The sequence below is a fragment of the Pseudomonas sp. FP1740 genome, from assembly GCF_030687165.1.
Lineage (GTDB): Bacteria > Pseudomonadota > Gammaproteobacteria > Pseudomonadales > Pseudomonadaceae > Aquipseudomonas.
This window is the reverse complement of record NZ_CP117461.1, coordinates 6,632,521-6,657,969: the sequence shown is the minus strand read 5'-3', so window position 1 is coordinate 6,657,969 and position 25,449 is coordinate 6,632,521. Positions and strand designations below refer to the sequence as shown.

Annotated in this window: 6 protein-coding genes; all 6 read right to left on the bottom strand. The window is 60.7% G+C overall.

What is annotated here, in order from left to right; translation table 11 throughout:
* Positions 1-152 precede the first annotated feature (152 nt).
* The 6 genes from PSH69_RS29950 to PSH69_RS29925 all read right to left on the bottom strand — a co-directional run bounded on the left by PSH69_RS29950 (position 153) and on the right by PSH69_RS29925 (position 25,444).
* Positions 153-1,001, bottom strand: a complete 849-nt coding sequence (locus PSH69_RS29950) for a DUF2971 domain-containing protein (RefSeq protein WP_305410627.1) — start codon at positions 999-1,001, stop codon at positions 153-155.
* Positions 1,002-1,708: 707 nt separating this feature from the next.
* Complete coding sequence (locus tag PSH69_RS29945; protein ID WP_305410626.1) at positions 1,709-5,740, bottom strand: hypothetical protein; 4,032 nt, start codon at positions 5,738-5,740, stop codon at positions 1,709-1,711.
* 14 nt (positions 5,741-5,754) lie between these two features.
* Complete coding sequence (locus PSH69_RS29940) at positions 5,755-6,162, bottom strand: DUF6375 family protein (protein WP_305410625.1); 408 nt, start codon at positions 6,160-6,162, stop codon at positions 5,755-5,757.
* A complete protein-coding gene (locus PSH69_RS29935) occupies positions 6,159-7,076 on the bottom strand; it encodes a radical SAM protein (RefSeq protein WP_305410624.1) in 918 nt (305 codons plus the stop codon). Before PSH69_RS29935 ends, PSH69_RS29940 begins: the two co-directional genes overlap by 4 nt.
* 996 nt (positions 7,077-8,072) lie before the next feature.
* Complete coding sequence (locus PSH69_RS29930) at positions 8,073-14,243, bottom strand: hypothetical protein (RefSeq protein ID WP_305410623.1); 6,171 nt, start codon at positions 14,241-14,243, stop codon at positions 8,073-8,075.
* The gene (locus PSH69_RS29925; RefSeq protein ID WP_305410621.1) at positions 14,240-25,444 is read right to left on the bottom strand and encodes a hypothetical protein; all 11,205 of its coding nucleotides are present in this window, start codon (positions 25,442-25,444) and stop codon (positions 14,240-14,242) included. The genes PSH69_RS29930 and PSH69_RS29925 overlap by 4 nt, the downstream gene beginning before the upstream one ends.
* Positions 25,445-25,449: the final 5 nt, after the last annotated feature.

The following is a 25,449-nucleotide window of genomic DNA, read 5'->3' as shown; positions in this document are numbered from 1 at the left end:
TCAGGGTATCGAAATCCGCCTCAATGTCCCTACAATAAGCCATTCGTCTGCCTCCCAATACACACGAAGGCACTGACCAGTGCCCAAGTGATCGGCCCTGGCAATCAATTCCAGATCGCTAGGGTCTGACGTCTAATATCACGTACGCCGCATCACTCCGGGGCTAGCTTCCGCCGTTCTAAGCTCCACGATGTCTGGTTAACATCTAGTTTGAACACCTGGCGCTCAGGCTGGAAAATCTCAGCAAAATCGGGGTCGTCCATATAAGTGCTTCGGGCCCCAAGGTAGACTTCGCGGATCGGCATTTTGTGCTTGTACAGATATAGCTCACGGGCATTCTCGTTAAGCGGGGCGACAAAATAGCCAAGCTCGAAGTCGATTCCAGGAACCTCATGTGGCTCAAGATGCCGGGTGAGCATGTAAAATGAGCGAAGCGGGTCAGCCTGGTCTTCCTCCGCAGTCCGTGTCCAGTCAATCACCTTTTTGACGACGCGCACCTCCTCCTCGTAGACCCAACTCGCATGCTTGGTCAGAAAGAGACGCCTCGCTAACGCTCGATCAGCAGCCCCCTCGAATCCCATAGCATGCTGATACACACCATTCAAGGCTTCCATGCTTTCAGGGTTCAGGGCAAATGGTGTCTTTGTATTTGTGTACAAGACATCGCCTGAGTCAACCGTGATCAAGTTGTAGTCGGGAGAATTGAGAAATGGGCCTGAGACATCGTAGCCGATCACAAAGCCCTGGTGCTGATCTGCATAGTGAGCCCACATCAGCGGATTGATAGCGCTGCGCGTTAAGCAAAGAATGGCGACCTGGTCCTTGAGCTGGTCGATCCTTGCTTTGAGCGTTTCTTGCTTGCCAGCGGGGCCAACACTGTTCGACAGCGCGGTTAGCTCGAAAGGATCGTTGAAGAACTCGGGCTTTCGGAACCCCAGGTTCTGGCTCTTGAGGGCGGCCTTGCCACCGGCGTAACTGTAGTATTTGTAGAGGATAGTCACGCGCAACTTCTGTCTCGGCAAATCGTGAGATCTTAACGACTCTCTCCGCTTTCGTCTCTGCCCCAAGGGGCTGCGGTGAGTGCTGCCTACTTCGCGATTTCTCGTTTCAACCTCGAATTGGCTGCGAAATTGCGCTCCACGTGACCACCCGCTTGCATAGGCAGCGCATGACCGAACAGGCCGGCGACGCTGCCGAAGCGCACTAGTCTCGGCAGGTCGGCAGGGCGTCCTTGCCGAAGCAGCCCGATCGCTCCGAGCAGCAGACCGGCAGCCAACGTGGGCCATAGCGTGAAGGCGAGCGCCCCCACGCCGTGCTGCGCCTTCGCGATCGGCGCACCGAGGCCAAGTGTGATACCCGCTGCCCAGCAGTAGCGGCCAGATTCGGGACAGGTTCATGAGATGAAGGCTCTCGTGGTTGATGTCCTGTTCAGTCTGGACACCGGATTACTGCCAATCTAGAGGAGCCTTGGAACTTCAATTTTTCCACTGGGTGGGGAATCGACCCAAATTTCGTAGACACTTCTGATGGTCCACTTCTGGCAGATTTATGCCTGCCGCCACTGGCAGCTTCACGCCCTGAGGAAGTCAGTCAACCAAAATCGAGGTTCTTGAGGAGCGATGAACCACGCTTCCTCAAGGCATTCAAATAGGTGATTTCGTCGTAGAGCGTCCTGGTCTGCCAGACCCGGTATAGAATCCGAATCCACTTAAACGCGAGTGCTCGAAGCAGGCTGATAGACGTGAGTACGCTTGTGAATATTCTGGTGGTTCGCGTAGAACTCGTGCAGGTTGTGCGCCTCGGCTGACCGGTGATGGAGGCCACGCTCTCCCCACATGAGCCACACCAGCGCCTTACCGGACTGCGTCAAGTAGCTGTCAAGAAGGTCACGACGCAGATAGCTGAAAGAGCCACTAAGCTGCGAGCCATACTCGCCGACTTCGCGGTACAGGGACGCCACGCCTTCAGCATCGTGCAAATCCCATTTGGCGCGGTACCTGAGACTCAAAGCGTTACAGAGCCGTTTAGAGGGCAGGCGCGCACCGCTGTCCTGGTTCACCACGCTGTGGTTGCTCTCCCAGTTGTACTGCTGCACTGGGATGTCGATCGCGATGCCATTGTTTGACCACCTATCAGCGGACACCATGTATTCGGCGTGGTCGCCCTCTTGCTCATCGGTGACAGGCAGTCCCGGGATCGAGGAGAAAGGCATCTCACCCGCATAGGTGTAGTAGTCGCCTGGCACCTCCGGAATGGCGCCATTTCCGGGGTATTCGAGACTAGTGAATAACGTGCACAGGCGGTCGACTTCTCCGCTGTCCACGAGTACACCTCGGAGGAAGGTGAAGGCCTGTCGGTCATCAGCGGGAGCGTTCTGTTCGAGGAACCCGTCAAGTACGACCCACGGCCCCGTCAGGCCATCAATCTTCGCGATCTCGAGGATGTCGCGGTAGTCTGGTTGCGGACCACTCACAATCCAGTCGCCAGTACCCGTAGGCTGACCGCTGAACAAGACTGGGAGCTGCAGGTCGATGCTCACGACCTTGAGCGGGAACGTCGGGTCGATGTCCGCATCTGAGGGGCGAGCGCTGTGCTCCTCGGCAAGGAGGCCCTGCGCGTACCGGACACCCCACATCTCGAAGTAGGCGATCCAGCCGTACTTCTTCCCGTATCTGTCGACCTTGTTCTTGTCATTTCCCATACGAGGACCGGAGTCCATTTGCCGATCAACAGCTTCGAATTGCTCGGGGTCATAGCCAAGCATCAGCATTCGCGAAACGATTACCGGCAGCACCCGCTGGTACTCTGGATTGCGGTCGTCGTAGTTCGACCGACCTGGAATCAGTCTCCCCATCGTGTAGTTACCGAAGTCCATTCGAATCGCCGAGCGCTTCGCACGCTCGATCACCGCCGGGTCATACTGCGGCATGTTCTCAAACGGACTGGGCAGATGGTCAAACGGTGGAACGAGATGAGCTGCCTCGTCCTCAGACAAGCAAGCCGGATCAACCGTCCTCGCGATGGCAATGGTTCCCAGGCAGTACTGCTGATATAGAGCATGCCAGGTGGGATGCGTCGCGCCAGGCGCGAACATCGCTTGATAAATCTCACGAGCAACTCTCGGCAGTACCTCACGCATCTCCACAGCATTAATATCCGACCAAGTGGTCAGCACCGTACCGTAGGCCGCGGCGAACATCCGTTCGGGGACGTATGGGTCTGAAATGGCGATTGCCTCCACTGCCAGCCGGAAAAACTCCCCGGGCCGCTTGGCGGCGAATTCGTACAGGGTCTTGGTGGCCACGTCTCGCAGGCTTCTGGATGTCGACGTCAGCGCCCACATCACCCAACGCGCCCGCCGAATCTCTCGCTCGTCTAGGCAACCCGACTTCCATCTAGTCGACAGGAATTTGAAATCGTCTTCAACTTCCTTAGACCTCTCGCGAACCCACTCCGACCAGAAAAGATCGCGCTGCGTATTGGGCATGGTCAAGAGCACGCCGTGCAAGAAATCCATGTCAAACGGATGCGCTCGCGCTGCCCTGGTGCTCCAAAGTCTCTTGAAGGCCATCCGTGCGAACTGCTTCGACTCCTGCATTGCGCGCGCGAACCGTTCCACCGTTTCCCGCCCGATTTGCCTTGGGTCTGATTGCGCTGTCAACAACAGAGCGTTCATGACAAGGTTCTCGTCCGACAATTCTTGCCAAAGCTGGCGCCTGCCATGGCGTTGCGGATACAGGCCAACCAGAGCCTGGAACACGTCATAGGCGAAGGTATGCGATCCAGCCTCACGGAATTGGAATTGCGTGCGTCCTTCATCGCTTTGCAGCCATTGCACCAAGGACGGCCTGGCAAGCAGGTACCGTGCCATCATATGTCCGGCCATCAGGTCGTATGAAAACGCGATTCCTTGGCCGCCGTCTTCAGAAGTCGTTCGAACGAGGACGCCTTCGGACTCCAGCGCGCGAATGACGCTGGCGTCCCAACGGCCCACGTCTCGAACAGCCGTTCGTGCAGCTTGGAACTCCACGCTTCTCGCGTTCCCCCCCCAGAGGAGACCCGCGATCGTCAGCAGCGCATCTTGCACTTCCTCCTGATAGATGCGATGCGCCGCCGGTGAAAGCTCAGCAACTCGTTCGGCGACCTTGTTGAAGTGCACTTCGAACAGGCTTGCAAGCGAACTGGGCAGCGCTTCCACGCCGACAATGTGCTGGCGTCGAGGGTTCGCCACCTCGCAGAAGATTCTCAGCGTCAAAGGATGCTGCAAGAACTCAATTGGCAGATCCGCGTCGGTGGCGTCGATCTTGTAGTACTCAAAGTACTTGTCGATGGCCGTCTGCGGATCTTCCTGGAACCCGTTGTGCTCAACTTGAGGAAAATCCTCTGGCAGGCACATCTGCGTGAACTCATTGCGCAGAGTGACAACCAACAGGACGTACGGAAAGTCCCTAAGAAGCTCATCCGCCCGGCAGAGCTCATCCCTCCAACTTCTGGGGTCTTCCGCCTCATTTAGACCGTCAATGACAATAGGGATGCGCTTGCCCGCGCGCTGACCCGCCGCATCTACGGCCTCAACCAGCCGGTCGAAGCTCTCCGCCGGCTTGCCAGAAATCTTGAAGGCAGACACGAGATCGTCAAGCCCCTGGCCTGCATGGAGATTCTTGCCCAGCAGCAAGACACCACCGGGGAATTCTCCGTCCGCCTGCGTCACCTTGACGGCAAGCTCGGACTTTCCTTCGCCCGCGGCCGCAATCACGGCGACGGCTCGAGCGCCGATCGAGCGCTCCAGACTGCGCAGTGCCGACGAAACTGCATGGATGTCCGCAACCAGATTCGCGGCTAACGGAGCTCCGTCTGAACGCGCCCCACGCAGCTTCGAGAGCAGCCTGTCGTAGCGCACCGGCTGCGAAGGATTCGACGCCAGTATTTGTTGTACAGCGTCGAAGTTGCCCTTGCCAAGCGCCTCGTTCAGGCTATCAAGCAGGTCAGCCAATCCGGTGGCTCGAGCCAAGAGCGATTCGACTTCGGCCTTGATTTCATTTTTGAGTTGCCCTGTCAGCGAAGCAATGTCCGTGCAATTCCTCTTGAGGGCACTTGAGAGCTTCCTCAGTGATTCCCACGCACTCTGGCCGCCCAGACGCCTGAGTACCTTCTCCTCTGCCCCAACGACAACATGAACTTCTGGCTGGTATCGGCGCTTGAACGGAGCCGCAGCGAGCCTGTACTGCTCAGCAAGTAGCGCAGGCGTCAGAACGAGCTCGCCGAAGTAGGTTTCTCGAAGTAGCGCTCCCGGTCCAACCAAGAGGTCTTCGATGTCGGTTGCCGTCAGCAGCTCCAACTTCAGCTCGGGGAAGCGGTCTTTCTCAAGCGCGAAGAACCACTCTTGGTCTCCCTTTGTCAGCGTGTGGTGTGTCCAAAGCTTCCAATCGGTCACGCCTGGGACATGCTTGCGCGTCTTCTCCATGCCCTCAATGATCTTGTTGCGGCGTGTGGCTCCCAAGTCTTGTCCGTTCGCCAGCTCATACCATTTGCATTGCCAACCAATCCAGTGTGGCGGCGCTCCGAGATCACAAGACTCCGTCAGCTGGAGGTGGAACTCCACGCCAGGCTGGTTTGCGAGTTGCTTGAAGCGACCGAAGCGCCCGTAGTGTCGGCGCACCAGAGAGCGGCAAAGCTTCTCGAAGTTTTCATCCGCTGCTCCGGGTAGCTCGCTGAATACATCCCAATTTGCTTCAGGCATCGGTGTTTTCCCTGTCAGCTGGCGTCGGCGGAATCGGACGGGTAGTCGTGCGCCGAGAAGACTTCGACCTTTGCCCCAGCCTCAATGAAGAGCTTCACGAACGCGGACACCTCAGCCTCGTCAGTCGTGACAGTGATTCGATCGCCTTCACGCCTGAGATAATGCTCAGATACCAGCTGGCCGAGATCAGCTGGCCCCAAGGTGTTGAGGTTCAGGCTGCGCATCAACGAGAGCATGTCATCTGAAAATCTCTGATCCTCTGGTTCAGCAAAAGGGATGGAGTGGCTGTCATCTTTCGAAGCCTGAGCGCTGAGCCTGTCAATGTCCTTCTCGACCTTCTCTGCGTCTTGCGCTCGCTTGAACCTCCCGATGAGAACCAGGTTCATCGAATGCTCAGACCCGTATCCGTTCCAAATCTTCATGATTGCGTCTCGCATTTGATCTCGAAGGTATTTCTGAGTCGCTTAAGCGCCGACAGAACGCCGGCGTCTCCAATCTTCGCGCCGGCAGGCGAGTAAGAACTCGCGCGAAGCATGCCGGACGCGTCTATGTGCGCATAGGCCTGAAGGCCTCGCTCATCGGGGAGCGGGTCGCACGTAGGCAGTCCAGACGCACCCGCCTCACTGACCGCAAGGCGAACCTTGCCTCTGTAGCTGGAAACCCAGTCCTGAAATGCTTGGCCGACCACTCCATCCATGCTTGCGACTGCGGTGGTTGCTTGCTGAGGAAGCAACAGCAATTCGCTAGCTCCAACCTTTTGCGCGAGCTCGCTCATCGCGTCAAGTTCTGTAACCGTGCGCTCGTTGACCACAACGTTGATCCCAAAGGGCGACAAGGTCGCAATCGACTCCATGCCTCGGAGCAGGCTGGCAAACTGCTTCCCGCGCTGTTCTTCATAGGTGCGACCTACCCCGTCAACGCTAATGCGTGCGAAGTGGATCGAGCCCTTGAGGCGCTCGACGAGCTGTGGCGTCAGGCGATGACCATGAGTCGTGAATGTGACCGCGAGCTGAGTCTCTCCCGCAACCCGTTTGCATATGTCGACGAAGTCAGGATGCAGCGTGGGTTCGCCGCCGCCAAATCCGATGCCGAGGCACCCCTCAGTATCCAGTTCCTTCAACCAGCCGAGCACCTGGTCAGTATGCAGCGACGCCTTGTGCTTCGGCGCGTAGCAGTACGCGCAGTGAAGGTCGCAAACATTGGTTAGTGCAATGGATACCTGGCGGGGGGACGTTGACCAAACCGCCTCTTTCGGGCGCAACTCGTCTAGCAGGACATTCAGACCTGAAAGTCGATCGAAAAGATGCACCCCGTTTGGGCCGATTCTGGACTTCATAAGGCATTGTCACCTAAAGCAGTTCTACCTTAAACGGGTATTCTAGCGCGTCGATGTTCTCGAGGCAGCCGTCGGTGCGCTCGTCTGCTAAGCGCCTAACTGTCAGTCAGCGCCTGCAGCCCATGTTCTGCCGATTCCAGGACGCAACTCTCACATCATTACTGATTGATCACCGAGAACTCGTCCGAGGCGATCTGCACCTTGCGATCGAATGCAGCGACCGAGCCGGGTCCGGGGCGGTGTGGAATAGCGACTTCCGCTTTCTTAGCGACAGCGGCCGTTGCATCGCTAACCGCGAGTGGCTGCATTCGCTCATAGCAGCCGTTCGCAGACAGACTTCGAGTGACTGCAACCCATAGCGGATGTCCACGAATGACATCAAAGCGGCCAGATGAGCAGCGGCAGTGACTTTTGCCGCCACTTAAGCAACAGCGGGCTTTGGGCATGAAAAACCGGGGGGGGAGCACAAGGAAAATGTTGGCAGCTTTGCGAATTGACTAGAGCTTACGATGCAACCTACTGCCGTCTACTCCAGCCCGTCCTAAACGCCTTGAAATCAACTCACAGGCTATTGCGAAGCCCGCGGCGATAAACGTCGAAGCACCTTCTACGATTTTAACACTCCAGACGTAACAACTACTCCACAGCCACTGATTCTCCGATTTCGCCCATTATTGTACTCAGTGGATGGTCTCTCTCGGACATCCCAGCGCACGGAGCTGATAGTCTGTTACGGCTTGGAACATTGACTCAGCCAAAAAGCGCAATCGCTCCACCTCCACAGCCGGCGCCTGCCTCCCGCGCTTCATGCCCACGGCGCATTGCTTCGACAGCATGGGAATATGCCGGATGATCAGTGCGTCTGTACGCAAAACTCCGTCAAAAACCGGGTTTCTGGTGAAACCTGTTGCCGAGGGCCGGGCAGAAAAACGATTCGGTCGGCAATCCGCTGCCGGTCGCTGACTTGTTCGGAGTTTCCTTAGTAGCGGGACCCGCCTATGGGAGCTCCGAGATCGCCGAGCATGCGCCGCTGTACTCGAAGCGCCAAGCCTTCGAGGTCTTCTGCAGTGAGGGCCATTCGAGAACATAGGCGCACTGCCAGTGCCTGAATAGCGCGTCCTTAGTCAGCTCGATCCCGTTCGGCCCGTCCTCCATCGATCCGAACCCGCTGACGGCATTGTTGCTCACCGTGCACACGTGAGGAGCCGATTCCATTGCCGCTTTATCGATCCATAAAATCTGAATCCGCGGTAGGAACGTGACAGTCACCGCTCCTGGAGCACGCCGCCACAGCGCGAGCCTTGGTGAATCATGCAGCCAATGTGCGCTCTGCTGTTCCCCGAGCTTGCGCGGCGTCTGGGCAACGAGGCTGGCGAGCGCGGCCATAGCATTGTCGGTGTAGGCATCTGGCTCGCACACTGATGTTTTCTTTAATTGCTCGACAGTCCCGATAGTGCATAGGGATACGGCGTTCGGCGCCTGCAGCGTCAACCATCCGAGCGTCCTGTCGCTCAGCATTTCGTTCACATCGTGCACGAGATTCGATTGCCTGTTTGGAACGAACTGCTTGGACACCACTGCAAGGCCCCATTCCTCCTTCTCATCGATTAACTTTCCGGTGGCCACAAACGCTCCGACCACCATCCGATCGGGCATGCTCCAGCCATCCGCTCCCCGCGCGACGCGTGTGATTGCGACTGACGGTTCATCCAATTGTCTTGTACTCGACGTCTTGTGAATGTTGAGGACATGCAACACGCCGCGCAGCGTTGCTATGGTGAGGAGGCTCGCGAAAGGTTGATCGAATGGTTTGCCGATGACGCGCGAACGTGTTAACTCCCGCAGCCGCCATTCGGCCCCTCCCATAGTCGCCGTTGCTAAAGCGACAAGTGTGAAGGTCTCGCCTACCGGTGCCCCACCATTCCTAGGCGCCGTGTGTGCGGCGCGCGGCGAGCGCAGCTGCATACGTACTCCTGGCCCTGCGCTAGATGCGCCAGCCGCAGCCGACCACTGTGTCCACACACTATCGCCGGGGCGAACGCTCCACGCCGCTACGTCCACGAGCGGCGCCGCTATCACGTCATGGCCATCCGCCGCCGGTACAAGGCTGGGTCTCGCTCGCGGCAGCAAGCTGAGCATATCCGGCTGCGAACCAAAGTGAATCGCTTGCCGGCGCTCGAGACCGAAAGACACGCGATTACCCCAGTCGTCGCCGGTCAGTGCGGAATGCAGAACGAGCCGGAATTCTGTCGCCGATTCGACGTCGGTGGTGCGCGGTAGCGCATGTGCCGCCTCAACTACTGCGCCCTCGTCGAACGCGACTGCGAGCGCCGCCTGTTGGCGCGCAGGGGCGTCGTGCTGAGTCACCTCGCCATCGAAGAGCAGTTCGAGTGCGTAACTGTGTGCGGGTCCCATGAGCGCTGAACCCACCGGCGCTGCCGAGGTTCGCAAGACTGCGCGTACCTGCTGCGGGCGTGCGAGCATCAGGCTGAGTTCGTTTCTCCCGCGCACGATGGCCAGAGCCGAGCCCTGGTGGCGTCGTCGCGTAGTTTCGTCGAGCGCCCAGCGCGCCACCGCTTTCTGCTGGCGGCCCGCCTCTTCTTTGAATTCGGAGACGAGCCCCGTCGCGAACACGCGCAGGCCGGTTGGAGCGTCCGGCGCCTCGGCATGCAGCTCGACATGTAGGGCCGGACAAGTGGAACCTTCGTCGAGGCTCACGTCGATCCCCAACATGGCCCCAGCATGCCAGGGCAGAGCGAAAATTCCCCCCTTAGGTGCGAGAAAACCGCTATGCGGCCAGCGTCCAACGTCACCCAGCGCTGCCCACTCCAAGAGTTCCTCGTTATCGCCGGGCCAATCCGCCCCCCCGGAGAAATGGGCTTGTGTCTGCTCCGCCCCCAGTCCGCCCAGCTCTATCGGAGAAAGGCATGCCGCCAGCAGCCGGCGTTCGTGCCAGGGATCGTCGTCGGCGGGTTTTAGGTCGGTTGCCCAGCGGCGCAAGGGGAGCCAGTCGAGCTTGGCGTCCTGCACTGTGGGCACGCGCAGCTCAACTGTACTGGTGCCGCTCTTGACCGGCAGCCGCAGCAAAAGACCGCGGCGAGTGACCTCGTTTGGTGGCGCGATTGCAGCGGCGCCCAGGACGCGGTCCGTCCCGAAGACGATCTGTGCTTCCAGCGCCGCCGGCGAACCCTCTCCTTCGCAAAGGCAGATGAGACTCGCGCAGGCCAGCGTCCCGCGCGTTGCCAGAAACTGATGGACGGCCGCGAATTCCACCCGGGAAGGCTCACCGTCTGGCCCCAGGCAATGCACGGCCAGCAGGTCTAACGTGCCGGGCCAATCCAAATCGCCGTGTTGCCCGACGCCGCAGCAGATGCCGTCAAAAACGGCATCGACTTCGTCGTGCCATAGCAATCCATCGACCTGGCGGAACGTGAAAGTGTTGCGGAATACGATGCGTCCGCTGACAGTAGCTTCCGATAGCGCGGGTGCCGCGGGATCCTGGCTGTTCCAAGAAACATTCGCCACCACCACGAGCCAGGACCGGTTTCTGTCACATTCTGCCACTAGGGAGCGTGGGTCGGAGCTGCACTTCAGTGAGGCCTTAATACTGAACTGCGCTGAGGCGTGCGCCGCCATTGTGACTTCAAGGGTTCCCGCTATCGCGACATCGGCCGTGGTAGCCGAGAGCAGCCAGGTGGTATCGGAGGCGCGCGCCGTTTGTAGAGTCACATCGTCGATGGCATCACCGAGGTGCAAGCCCTTCAACACGACTGTGCTGCCTTCCTTGGCTAGCGTGAGCCGCACGCCAGCCGCATCGCCCCATGTCAAGCATTTCGAGAAAATCACCTCCCAGGCGCAGCCGTTCTTTTCTGGCTGGCCGACAAGTGTCATGTCAACCTCCAAGCCGATGGCGTGAGCGATCCGGCAGCACGCGCGCGGACCGGAGGGTGTGTCCAACCACTCGAGTGGAGCGGGGGAACTCACTACCACACCGATACGGCCGAGCGCATCGGTTTCCAGTTCCACGCCCGTGACTTCGGCCGTCAACGCCTCCGGCGACCCGCCGATGCGCACCTGCATGGCCACCACGCGTGTTCCCGCTCCCTTGTCGTCGAAACGCCAGACGATGTCGGCAGGCACCACATCCGCAAGTCCCCAACTGCCAGCCTTAAATTCCCACTTGAGTTCCAACACGGGGCTATCGTCGAGTGCCGCTCCGAGCGGCGGGCTCCAGGGCGGCGCAAGCTTGCAGGTGACGCGGGCCACATTCTTGTCGAATTTCTCAATCGCCCGCGCGACCAGCGCGCAGGGACCGATAGCTGGACGCGAGGACACGCCCGCTCGCACTTCGCCGCACAGGTCCCACGACGCTATCGCCAGATCTCCAGGCTCGCTGTCGAGCAGCGTCAGCGTCACGTGGGATGATGGCTGCCCTGCCCACGACAGGCCCGCCGTGCGTATCGCCGTTATGCACGTCGGCTCTGCCGTGCCGCCCGAATTGATCGGTTCCACTTGCCGCATCTCGCCGTCGAAAAGGCCTTGCTTGCGCCCCGCGCCGTCGAGGGTTTGTCCACGCGTCTGAAGCTGCATCAGCGGCTGACCGAAATTGAGCATGGGCGCTGAGCCGGGCTGTTGCGATGAGGTGAGTTGTGGCGTGTCTTGGTCTAGTACGATGCCAGCAGCGGAACCGAAACCGTCCGCGCCATGATAGGCGCCAAGCGTAAAAGTTTGTGCGAAGCCTGCGGTCTTGAATTCGATTCGCGGTTGATCGTCGCCGAGTTGTTTGTCCACGAGGTCAAGAACGACCTGGCCCGGACTCGGTAGCCAGCCGTTCACGGTGATTTCGGTGCCCACCTTATCGGCTTTCTCAGGCACGGTGGCGGCCAAATCGTCGCTCGGCCGCACGCTACTGAGCGCGGTGGACCCGATTGTTCCTGATAATGTTCCATCGGCTGTTGCCTGCAGCAATGACTCCAAATGCATCTGGATGCCATGGCGCAGCATCTGCCGCGCAGGCGCGTTGGGCGGTCCTTCGAGCGACAAGCCGGCGATGTGAGGATGAAATCCCGTCGCAGCAACGCGCTGCCACTGGGGCGCTGCATCGCCCGTTGTGTTGAAGGGCGGCGCTGCATACGCGGGGAGTTTGCCTTGCTCGATGCGCAATTCGATGCCTGGCGCCTTCGGTTTTGGATGCGCTGGAAACAGCGCGCGCAGTGGGTCGACTACGGCGCCGGTACGCGTCTCATCCCGCTCCGGCAGAGTGCGGACAAAGTACGCGCCGTCGAACCGACTCCAGGCCTTGACGCGCGGCTGTGCCGACGCCGGAACCGAAGATGGCACGGTTAAGGTCACATAACCGCCGCTCAGTTCAAGTGTCCATGCGCTATTATGAGGGCCAGTTGTGTCGCCGACCCAGCGCGTGCCGCAAAAAACCTTGCCCAGCGCCTGCGCGAACCGCATATCGGCTCCATCACGCGCGGGTCGCGTCGCGAAGTCAGCGTCGAAGGCGGCGCGCAAGCGCGATTGCAGACCCGGGATGCCGTCTTGCGACCGGTTGAGCGACAGCGGTTTGTCAGAGATGAGTGGGTCGTCACCTTTCTTCGCGATTTGGTCGAACGCCACCCACCAGGGCGGGCTCCGCCACTCCAATAGGGGGCGCATCGCTTTGAGGCTCGCGTGGTCGTTGCGCACGGTCAAGGTGACCGCCTGCCCTGCTGGCCTTGCCGGATCGTCGGAAATCCAGACTGACAGGCCGGGCGGACCGCCGAGCGCTTCGAGCGGTACGCCGCCGCGAAACTGTTGCGACGGCCTGCTCAAGCCCTTGCGGATGGATTCAGGCACGGCCGCATCGAACACCTCGGGGGACATTTCGAGCAGGCCCTCGGCGGTTGCGAGCCAGCGCGGCCGCGTGGCATTGTCAGACGCGATGTTGTCCTGGGCATCCATTAATCCCTCGTAGAAGATGTACGCCTCGGCCAAATTAACCGTAGGTGTATGGCCCAGGCCTCCCCATTCCACGTGAAGCTCCGGTAGTGACGTCAGTTCGGCAGATGCGTTCGGATCGGCCGTCGTGCGCATTATCCAGGCGACCCATGTAAGTCCCCCTGGTGCACTCCCGGGCTTCCAGCTCGCGATGGCGCGTTCCGCGCTCATCACTGAGCCTCCGACTTGAGCGCCCCAATCGATGTACACCGCGACCGGGCGCTCGCTCACGCACAGGCCTGCTTTGACGACGATCTTCATCGACTTATCGTTGTGCGGTGCGGTCAGATGTACCAGGATATCACCGAGCCACTCCTTATCCGACAAAGCAGAGCCGTCCTCCATTCGCTCGAAACGAAGTCCTGGGCATAGGTCGAAAGTGCGATCAAATGCGCTGGCCAACACGGACTTTCGTTCGGACTTGAGGATGTGCCATCGGCGAACGGTCCAGGGTGTATCCCCATTGGTCCAATCGCTGACGTCGTGCTGGAAATTACTGGTGAGCGTGGAATTGGAAGTCGGCACGCTCTTGCCTGACAGAAGTAGCGCGAAGTAGTCACTTTCCTCTTTCCAGGCGAGGTCTGTGTTGTGAGGTAGCCGCAACATATCTCGCATGCCGGCGCCGAGCGAACCCGCAAGGCACGCCCCGTGGGGCGTGAAGACGTAGTCTAGCTCGGCTCCATCGGCCGATAGCGTTGGCCAGAGCGACCCGAGAAGAGAACCTTTTGTGCCGGGCGACGGATTTGGCAAGGCCTTGAATACCGGTGCGGCAGCGCAGGTCAGTGATCCAACATGCACCTGCAAGCCGACGCCGTTCGCATTACGCGCGAGGACCGAGTCACCGGACAGTTGGATAGCGATCTCCACAGACTTCCAGTATTCGAATGGCGCTGTGTCAGAAGAGGGACGCCATTTGGTGACATCAGGGATCTTCACGACCAACGTCGCCTTGGCACGGTCAAGTGTGGCTCGCAGCAGCCCGGTGGCAACGTCTAGCTGTAGCAGCCCCGGAGTTGTGCTTGAAATCTTGATCGTGTGCAAGACAGGGAACAGGATCCCAACGGTACGTTTTCTCTCTATGGGCCAAATACCCCACTCGCGATACACAGCTGTGAACGCAAACACCTCTGGCATCTCGATCTTCAACATCGGTGCAGGCGCTGACGTGGCGTCTGTGGGCTTCATGGCCGACCTCCGTAGCGGGTACCGTCCCTCTCGACGGCGATCTGAAGCGTCCAAGGCGAATCGCCGTCGCGCAACGTGCGCAACCACGCGAGTTCGGAACACGCAAGGTCCAGTGTGATGCGTGCCGACAATCGGCCCGCCAACGCGCCTTCGGTGATCTGGACGAGTTCGGCGGTAGCGATCCGGCCGAGTTCGGCGGTTTCAGTATCGTACGGCTCGACCAGCAGACTCACGGAAAGGATCTTGGTTTCGCCCGGCTTGATGTTGATGCGTGCGAGTTCCAACGTCAATTGACGTTTGGTGTTGCTGGCGACGAGCACGTAGGCTGCGTACAGATCGGGCAGTTGCATCGGCATGCGGGGAATCCCATCGTCGAAATCGCCCCCGTCCTCTTCGCCGATCGGCTTGTCGTGGCGCAGCCAATAACTCAGCACGGCCTGCAGGCGCCGCTGCTGAGTTGGCCAAAGGGTCGGATCGAGGCTGTCGGCCGCGCGCACGAGCGGGAATTCGATGTGCAGCTGTCCATCCTCCGCGGTTACTACCGTGAGTTCAGGAGGCGCATAGGCCAGGTCACCACCCTCCACGAACACGGGCGTGAGCCAATGATCGTCCACGCTCTGCCTCTCCTCACGCGACTCGCGCACCCCAGCCTGCGTGCTGACCGCGACCGCATAGCGATACGCAGCGGGCAAGTGGGGATACCGGTATCTGTCGCTGCCGCGCACGATTCGCTCGGGCCCGCGTTCGGGCAATGACCAGTCTTCGAGGTTGGAAGCGGCCTGGGTCGCCGTAGCCCAGCTGGCCTGCCAGGCTATCACGTCGAAACTCAGGATCCTTCCCAGTAGATCGCGCCACTTTTCTGCATCAGCGTCGTCAATGCGTCGCCGCAGGGCGACGCGCTGCCCGACAAACTGCGTGCGAGGGCCAAGGTCGTCTCGCGCCAGCTGCGCGCGCTGCGCCGGGTGCACAGTCACTAGGGCGCACAACGCGCCCGTCGTGGCATCGATGCCAGTGGCCCAGCGGTCAGGTGCCAGAGCCAGTGTGCGAGGTACGGCGACCTTGTGGGCGACATCCCGGGGGGAGGGAGCGTGGGGATCGAAGGGTTCCGTCGCGAACTGGTAGCGGCGCACCACCTCGACCCAAACGTCGAGGTATTGTGCATAGCCTTCGTCTAGTCCGTGGAAGAAGTGCACTTGTCCGTCGAGCAGCGGTATGTCGACCTCTAGGGGGGGGGGCGGGATGGCCGCATTGACGGGCGTGTCTCCCTTGGGATTGGCCGCCGGCCGCAAGGGAGCAGCCTGCCAGAACAGGCGGCACTTGCTAGGATTGTTGCCGCCGAGGAAGTGCGCTGCCCGCTCGCCCATAGTTATTAGCAGCATCTCCCATCGGCGGGGCAAGGTAGCAGTGCCCGTCTTCGGATCATACGGGGTTGGGTCGATCGCTTGCAGAGCCTGGAACAAGCAGCCACCTCGCAGCACTTCCTTGGGATCCACCTTTTGGCGAAGCCCATCCAGTTCCCTTAGTACCGGCAATGCGAAGAGCCGCACACACCACTGAAGCCGCGCGCGGCCGTGTGGACGTTCGCCCGGAGCAAACCGCGTGAAGGACAGCACGGCCACGTCTTGCTTGGAAAGGGTGGCTTGGGGATCAACTGGATCGCCGTTATCAAGCCATTCGCTCGGATCTATTGGTTCGCCGTCACGTTCTAGCCAGCAGGTCAACGAGCCGCCCAATGCTTCGACCAGCCGCCAGCCAGCGGGGTCAGTGGTGGCATCGGCACGCTTGAGCAGCCGCTCGATGCGTTCGCCCTGCGGTACGGCGGCCGGGCTTGGAAGCAAGGGCTCGTCCACCGACAAGCAGACAATTGCATGCAGTTCCAGCGCTCTGGCGTCAAGTTCGCCGACGGCTTCGATAAGGCTGTGGTGTAGGAGTACGGGGCGGGCGTTCACGTCCTCTATGGCCGAGAATTCTGTAGCCACCGCCCCCCCTGGCGGCCAATCTGCCTGGAGCTTTTCTCCCTCTGGCTGCCAGTCCAATGCTCCGGCGTCACCGGGCAACGGACGAGGCGTCACCGAGACCGGCAGCGAGCGGAACAGCGCCTCGGACTGCAGCGTGACCTGTGCGATCTGCCGTACCGGCAAATCAGTGTCCATGGTGTCGCGCCCCCACACACGCAGCGCGACCACCGGTCCGAGTGGATTGTTCGAGTCGGGCTGGGGCGAGATGACACCACGCAAACGCGAAACGACGCGCGCCTCAGTGCCGGCCCCGGGGGTCGTTACGGGCGCGAAGGATTCGCGTCCCACCTCAGCTTTGAAGCTGCTGTATTCAAGCGGCAGGTAGTTGCGCGGAGCCGGCTTGGCTGCCTTGATCGGCACGCGCTCGAGCAGCGAGACCTCTGACCCTTCGGAGAACAGTCCATTCTCCGGAACCATGGACTTGTCCTGCACTGTGGACAAGTCCGACGGATCGAACCTAATGGCATGCCTAAGCCGAAAGGCGGGCGAATTGAGTTGCGAGGCATTGGGATCGCCTTTGACATAGATGTGGAATTCGCCTGCTCTGGCGGTCCCAAGAATGTCGTTCCACAAGGTAGCCTCGTTCTTATCGTCGATCGAAACCCTCGCATTGAAATGCTGCACACCATCCTTGAGTCCGCCCACTGCCGTCCAATCCAATTTCAACTGGACCTCCGACAGAGCTTGCAGGTCTTCCGCCGCCAGTTGCCGCATCTGGTCGGGTTGTGGCAGCTTCACACGCAGCCCATCGGCATCCTCAACCGCTATGCCGGCGGAAAGATTGAGCGCGAGATCGAGCCCATCTCCGTAGCGACCGAGCATGTTCGACTCCGCGTCGCGCCGCCAAAGGCGCAGACGCGATCCGAAATTCGGTGCTTTCAGATCTTGGTCCGACAGCCCCGACACGGCCACATCGAACTGCACGACAAACTCTGTCTTCTCGGCAATCGAGGGTAGACGCAGCAGCACTTGTGCATGTTGGATGGTGAAAGGTTGTGACGCCGGAAAATAGGACGCCTTCACCCTCTGAGTCGCCAGAGCTTTACCATTGCCGGGTGAGAGTGCCTCCACGATGTATTCGAACTTGGCCTCGCCGTGGAGCAGCGTCGGAAGCCCACGGTCGACAAACTGGAACTGGGGTCTCACGGCAACAATGTGGTTGTTTGCTAATGGGTAGGTCAGCCAACCTGGAAGCAGCAGCACTGGCGGGGTGGCTGGCACTTGCGTGCCGCCCGTCTGCACCCGCCGCACGCGAAAGCTCTCGATGCCCGCATGGCTGTACGGGCCCTCGCGCACCGCCGTTCCATCGGGTTTAATGCGCAGCACGGTCCAGGCAATGCCTATCTCGCCCTTGCCTTGGAAGTCATAGCCGGGGACGATCTGATAGCGCTCGTCGCGATTCACGGGTGGCAGGATGGTATCGGGCGCGATGGGGTGGTCGAAGAGTTGCAGGCTAGCTGACTCGAACAGCGCCGCCATGCCTGCGTGCGCGATCTCGGCTTCCAGCTCGCCACTCCCTGTGTCGGGATGGACCGGATCGTTGAATGCCAACACAAGCCCGAGTTGCGCCGCCAGCCGTCGACCATCGGGTACGTCGCCAATGAGCGCTGGAATCTCGTGATCCACCAGCGCGGACGTATCGCGCGCAAGCGCTAGCAGCTGCATCAGGAGTTCGCCCTGGTGCGTCACTGTCTCAGCAGAGGGTGCTGGATTCTTCTGGGCATAGCGCGCTGCCTGCGCCAAGTGCCAGTCGTAGGTACCGGCTCCGCGTCGGACCCGAAATCGTGTCGAGCGACGACCGGGCATGGCGGTCACTGCTGGGTCGTCGAAGTCGCCGTCGACCGGACGCAGCGTGCGCGGGTCGACGACCTCTACATACTTGGGCTGTGCGTCTTCGAGCGTCATGAGCAGATCGCCCACCAATACTGGCTCGCTTTGGTCTGGATCGCGTTTCTGCACCCAGTCCAGGGGCAGGAGTTCTTGCCTTGCGCCTTCCAGCACCTCGAAGCCAGCCGCCACGTTGGTTGAGCTGGTGCGACCCACGAGGCCAAGCCAGGCGTGCTTTGCCCCCGCCTTGAGTTGCCATTTGTGGTATCGCTCGGCGAATGCTCCATTGTTGTCCTTCGTCGGCTTTGGATAGCAGGCTTCAGCCTCGCCGTCTGGGAACAGGACCACACGCAACTGGTCGCCGACACGGATGGGGAAATATCGCCACTGGTCTGGTGGTGCGGCGACGGCTGGAGCGGGTTTGCTCACAACTGCGGCCTGGGCTGCCCAGGCGGGCAAAGCCGGCGGCGGACCTACCAGGCCTGCGGCGGAAAGCGCCAGCTCCTTTGCCCGAAAGCGCAATGTCTTTCCGTCGTCGAGCAGGTTGTCGATCGGCGGCATTAGCTCATTTATCACGCGCCTCGCCTCGCCGATGCGGCCTTCAGAAGCGGCCACGCGCACGCGCACTTCGAAGCCGAAACCCGCGACGTGAAGGCTGACCTTGGCTGTGCCCTCGAATCCCAGGCCGTCGGGTACGAAGGCTGTGTTCAGATTCGCGGTCACTGTGAGCGTAATGCCAGTGCTGACGTCGAACAGCGTGACGTCAAAGCTACAGAAGAAGGTCTTCACGTGGATGCGTTTCCACACACGTACGGAGAGTTCCAGTGCCGCGGAGACGGCCAGTTCGGCCAGTGCGTAGAGCTGGCCCGAGGACGTGATGGCGCCGCCGAACGATGCAACGAGCTCGAGGCTGGCCTTGGCCCTGACACTTACGTTCGCGAAGCCTAGGTCGCCGTTGAAGCCGCCGCCGAGCACGGCCTGCGCCCTCAGGTTGAGGCCGACGGCATGCGTGCCGCGGTAGTAGCCGAAGCGGAAGCCCGCTTCGATCATCCCCCGGGCCGGTCCGAGGTCGGCTTCGAAGCGCGCCTGACGCGGCCAGCCGACTTCGACGATGGCCCCATGCGGATCGGCATAGAGTGCGGCCGATAGCCGGCAGTTGTTGAGGGCATCTTTGAGGAGAGAGCCAAGCGCATTGCCGCGCGCGCTCGGTCCGAAGCGCGGGTCTTTCAGGGTGACGAATCGTGCATAGAGAACTTGCTCGCGCGGCGAGAACCCGAGCGCGCCCTTGACGGCTGGATGTTCCAGAAACTCCTGCGTCTTCGCTGCCTCGGGCGAGGCAAGAAACCAGGCGTTGAGCCCGGCCACGATGGACAGCCGTTCGTCGATGGCCAGCACGAGGCTGCCCACGAAGGGATGGTCTTTGTCCATCGGCAGAATGCCGAAGGACACCAGGCCGTAGCCCACCAGCAGGTTCTGTGGACCACCGAGGTTCGGTACCCATGCATCGAGCGAGCCCGGATAGGGCAGCCCCGCAGGCGAATCCACCGCCCGTTGAACACGCTGCGCGATGGACTGATCGGCAGGCTGCAAATCGGAAAAGCCGCGCAGGCCCTGACCCACGCCGACGCCGAGCCCAACGCGCCGTAGGAAGAACCCATAGCCCAGTGAGTCGTCGCGCTGGATTTCTCCATACACGGCGATTGAGGGGCGTATCGCGCCCTTGTCGTCGCGAATGCGCGTGAGCTTGAGCGTGGCGTCGGCCGGTGGGATGAATCCGCAATCGAGCGACACAGTGCCGCCGATGCCGAACTCCTGCTCGTCGTCGTACTCACGCAGCGTGCCCGCGAAGCGGAAACCGCCGTCTAGGCGCAACTTGATACCGACCGAAGAAATGCGCACGCTCGGCTCCAGGCTCCTAGCATCGCGCTGAGACACCGTGATGTCCCCGAGCGAAAGCTGTGCCTGAAGGCCCGGGAGCTCGGCCGTGAAGGCAACGTCTCCGAGCAGTTGAACCGAAAGGCGACCAGCATCGGGGGGCAGGAACACAAAGCCTCGCCACACCACTTGGAGGATTTTTGCGACCTCGAACTTGCGCGGCGTCACCTGGACACGGACGGTCGCCTTTCCCAGGTCCCGCAGGTCGAGGTTCTCGAAATGGGCGCTGATACCATCAAACAGCTCTCGGTACTCGGCGAGGCGGTTGGTCAGTTCGCCCTCGGGCACGAATCGCACGCTACCAGTCAGCCCGCCTCGTGCCTTCCAGCGGTCGTCCTTATTCCAAGAGAGCCCGAGGCGCACGCTGTCCACCTGCATCTGCAGGTAAAGCGCCCGGATGTGGAACACTCGATCCACGCCAACGTCTAGATCGGCCAGCACGCCCAGTCCAGCATTGTCGGAGAGCAGGCGCACCGTGAGCACACCGTCGGCGTCGTCGAAGAGTTTTAAGCGAGTGCGGGCGCGCAGGCTCGCGCCTGTGAGCCGTCCACGGTCAATAGTAAGTTCGCCAAGGCCCTCACGCGCTGACTCGACCACCAATGTTTCATCCAATGATGGCAACGGGCCAATGCTCTGCGAGCCTTCGCGAACCTTGGCATGTAGGTTGAGGCCCGCGTGACCAAGAGAAAGCTTGTCTATGTCGAACGCGAAGCCGCTCTCGGCCGGTACGTGCAGTGCGATCGGTTGCGCACCGAGCTGGAACTGCAAGAAGTCAGCATTGCCCGAAAAATCCAGGGTCGCTTCAAGGGTACGCGGCAATTCGAGCTTCGCCAGGAGGCCGAACAAAAGTGTCGAGTCTTTGGTGCGGGAGAGTTTGATCGTTGCCGTACTGAGCGCGAACGAGAAACCATGCCTGAGGTCGAGTTCATCGTTGACGATCGGGCAACTGCATTCGAACGAAAGAGGTGCCGTGAGGGGGCCAACCGCGAGATCGATACTCAAAAGGAAGCCAAAGCGCCCAGGCTTTCCAAGCAGGGTCAGGCTGGCGTTCGGATTTTTCAGCTCGGCCACCAAATCATTGGTCGCACCCGCGATCCATTTCTCGGCGACATCGAGGAGACGACTTGAACCCGCGAGCAAGGTTGGCGCGCCCTTCCTGAGCAAGGACACGGGCACGCCAGGAAAATCGGCGCGGGTCAAGTCGATGCGCACTGGTTGTACCGCAGCCCCACCCCCTCCGGGACCCGCCAGCGCGGCGATGGCGGTGGTGTCTATCGTGCCCAGCGGAATTTGGAACGCTGCCTTTTTATCGCCCTTGGTGGGTACGACGCGCATGAGCGCGCCATCCGATACCGCTAGCAGTAAGTCAAGTTGAAGCGTTACCTTGGGCGGCAGCTCGACGTGGGCCTTGCCGCCAGTTAGGTCGACCTCGATGACCAATGGCCCTGAGTCCTCGATGACGAGGATCGCGGCGGGCGAGCCGAGCGGGAGATGCAACCAGTCCACTTCCAACCGAAGTCGCACCGTCGGGGCAAGCGCCGAGTCGAGGCCCACGGTGAGCGTGAGTGTGGCCTTGCTGTCAATTGGCACCGGCACAATCTTGTCGAGCCCCTGCACGACCTGATGAATTGGCACTGTCCATACCAGAGCACCGTTGTTGATCGACACTCCCTGGATATCGGCCACATGCGCGCTCAACTCCAGGGGCGCACTCAGCCATGGCGCCGCAAGGACCAGCCCGGCCATGAGTTCAAGGTTCTGTGCCCCATTCCGCGCCTCAAGTTCGACCCGTAAGTCGATGGCGTCGCCAAGGTCGCCGAGCCAGCTCGACACGTCGGCCGACAAGAGGAACTCATTGCCGAAGTCCGCCTGGTCATACTGATAGGCCTTGTCAACGACCCCGTCACGTGACCAGTACATGTCGAAACTACCGCCCTGCACCACGTTTCCAAGCAGAACCTCGACGGGCTCGGGTAGGAAGAGCGGCACGGCTCCGACACCTGGCAGGCTGAACACAAGCCCCGATACGCTGTAGTGATCGTCGGCTGCGGCATGTGGTTGCAGTGATGCATGCAAAGGCGACGCATTCTCCAGCACCACCACCGCAGACGGCAGCACCTCGGCGAGCACGCCCACCCCGACCGCGCCGCCTGCCGCGACAGGTAACATGATGGCGCGTGAAACGTCGGCCGTCGCCAGGGCGCCAGATGACGCAAGACCTGCAATATCGAACACCTCGTCCAGTTGCGAGCAATATGGCACACCGTCAGCTGCGGCCGGCAGTGGTGCCAGATCGAGCAGCAGCGTTCTCAGCGCGGCGTCCTTGGCGCCGGGTACCAGGACCTCGCGGAAGAACAAGCAGCGCTCGATGTTGTTCCACTGTGTGTGATCAGAGGGAATGGCCAGGTGTTTTTTGAACCAGGTGTTGGCTCGCTTTCGGAGGGAGTCATCCATCATCGACTTGGCGAGGCCCGACGCATCCACATGCACCCAATGCGCGAGCGCGCATAGCGTTTCGGACGTCTGGAAGAGCTGATAGGCGCGCGGAATCTTGGACATCGCACCTTTGAGGCCTTGAAGGATCAATCCGAGTGCACCGCGCACACGCATGCGCCAGACGTCGTAGAGCGCGCGCCGAGCAACTGGCTCGGTGCGCAACATGGCGCGCATACGGTAGAGCGAAGGCCAGTTCAGCAGCGTTGCCGCGAGTTCGGCCGAGTCTGTCTTGGCGCCGGTCTTCGGGTTCCAGAGGCGGGCTATGGTTTTCGGTAATAGGTCAGTTGGCCTTGCTCCACCCGTCGGCAGCGCATCGCGCGTCCACTTCTGCTTGAAGAAATCGCCCTGGCCTTGCCAGGTCGTGCCCCAGAGATCCAGACCGAGGACGCGCAGGTGGCGACCGAAGGGCCCGTCGGACCAGCCCAGTTGATTCTTGTCGACGTAACTGCCGAGCCAGCCGAGGTACTCAAGGTAGAACGCGAAGTCGCTTGGCGCTGCCTTGCCGCCCGCTCGCGGGAACGACTGCGTCAGCCAGGAAAAGCGCAACGTGAAATTCGTCGCGTCGCGCGACACCGAGAAGTCATCGGCCGCGTCTAGCTGCATGCCTTCCCGCATCGCGCGCACGAACACAGCGAAGCTCGAGCGCTGGAGCGGGTCGGTGATGTCAACGCCGAAATGTTCAGCCGAGGCATTGGTGATCGCGCACTCGGCAGTTGTTCCACTGCTTACGATGACCTCGCCCCCCGCATCGACTGATGCCAAGGCAATGGAGTTCACGACCGGCGACTCGCGTTGATCGAATACATGAAGCGTCCGCTGGGCCAGGTCGGGGGCGAAGAGCTGCCAGCGGGAATTGGTGGGAAGGGGCGGCGTCGAAGCGTCCGTACCTATGCGCAATGCGCTCGCGGCCTTGCGATCCCACATGCGCCACAATCTCAGCGAGGCCCAGCGTTGGTCCGCGTCCGCGACAGGACGCAAGGCGTGGCGCCAGGGGTTACTCACGGGCGCGTTGCCGATCAGCACATAATTGGCCGTCAGGGCGCCGATCGTTTCCCGAGTGGACTGCCGCAAAGCGGCATCGCCTATGGAGGAGACTTGCTTCGGAGAAACTGCGTGGCCCTCGGGTAAGCGGACACCAACGCCCATGTCCTTGAACGCCGTCGTGTAAGCGGCCACGTCATTCGCTATTTTCGCGTGGGCTATGTGTCGGCCAGTTGCTGCCGTGAGATGCTTGGAAGCCGCCGGATCGCCCTTGCTCCATTCGAGGTTCTCGAGCGGGTCCTGGAATACGGCGCCGGCAAACATCGGTGATGATCGGACCGCTTTGCTGAGTGGCGGAATTGCCAGTAGCGACTCGGCCGGGTCATACAGATCAGCGACCTTTAGGCGAAACTTGCGACCGTGAGCTTTGCCCACAGGCCACTTCGCGAGTTTCTCCACGTACGAACCTGGGAACGGTGTCTTGTCGATGCTCTGGAAGCGCTGACAGAACTCATCTTCGAATTTCGCCTGCACGACATCGTCGGCGCCTCCAGCCCGGATCGCGACGTTCCAAGCCTCTTTGATGATAGCGATCATCGGCTGACCGAACGATTTCCCTGGGTTGAAAACGTTTAAACGCACGACGATTGCAAGCGCCAGCTCACTCGTTAGCACTTTGCCCAGCCACATGCGTTTAGCAAGTGCAGCGGGCAGCCCCCAGCCACGCAAGTCCTCCCACGCGACATTTCGCACCCGCTGCACGGCTGCTCGCCACATCGCGTCGCGCAAGGCAGGCTGTGTGCGACACAGCATCGTGATTCGGTAGTGAAAGTGTGGGCTGCGCCAGAATCGGCGCTCTTCCTCGCTGGGCTGGGGCATCACTTCCGAGATGCCAGCATCCGCAATGAACCGCCCATTTATGGTTCCAGGCCTGCCCGAGAAGCATTCGTACGCAGGGCCCCATCCTTTGGTGTCACTCCAACTCCCCGCGGTATTGGTTAAACCAAAGCGCTGGAACCTCTCATGCAGTGCTGGATCATGGATTGCCAACGAAGCCAAGAAGCCGCCCAGTTCGGTCCCGCCGTGCTCCTTCGACGGACCGGTGTAGTGCAGGAGCGGAATCGAGATGTTGCCCCGGTCGTAGCCCTGGATGCCGTCGAAATAACCTTCTGGTTCGTTCTCGGAAATTGACCGCACGACGCGAAATAGCGACCGCCATTGAATGTCGCGACGAATACGTGTCGCATCCGTCAATGAACTCGGCAGCAGTTCCATCGCGATCCATGGGTCCACGGTGACCCCGGTAGCGCGATATATGTTATTAGGGTTCCAGTTCAGGGCCGTCATGAAGCAACGGGCCTTCGAATGAAGCCCGTCCGGCCGCATCAGGCCGGTCGGAGGCTCGTAGCCAGGCCCCTGGAACGCCGGATCGCCGGTGTCGAAAGCGAACATGCCGGAGAAGTCGAGTGCGAAGAAATGCTTGCCGGCGTCGTCCCTGGAGAGAGACCAGACGTTGGGCTGATCGACCTGGTCGAAGCTGGAAAATTCGTCAGGTACTTCCGTCTTTTTGCCGTCCGCGTCGAACGCGGATTTGACCCGCTGGATGATGACGGGACACACATAATGGCCGGCCTGGTGGGGCGAAGCGGGCTTGCTGCACCACAGGTCCAGCGCGGCCTCCCACTGCGCGTTCCAGTCACTCGCGAGCGGCAAGCCCGCAACTTGGCGCCGAATTTCGTCACAAATGTCCGTGGACGACTGGACATACGCGCCCGGTGTTTTGACTGCAAGGTGCTTGGTGGCGAGGCAGTAGACCTGGAACTCGAACTCTGCCCAGCGGAGCTCATCCGGGGATGGGGTCGCGGGGTCGGCGAAGCATTCGAAGCCGCAACTGGCAAGCCTTTGCGCGCGATTTAAGTTCTCGACCTTAACTTTGTCGTCCATCGAAG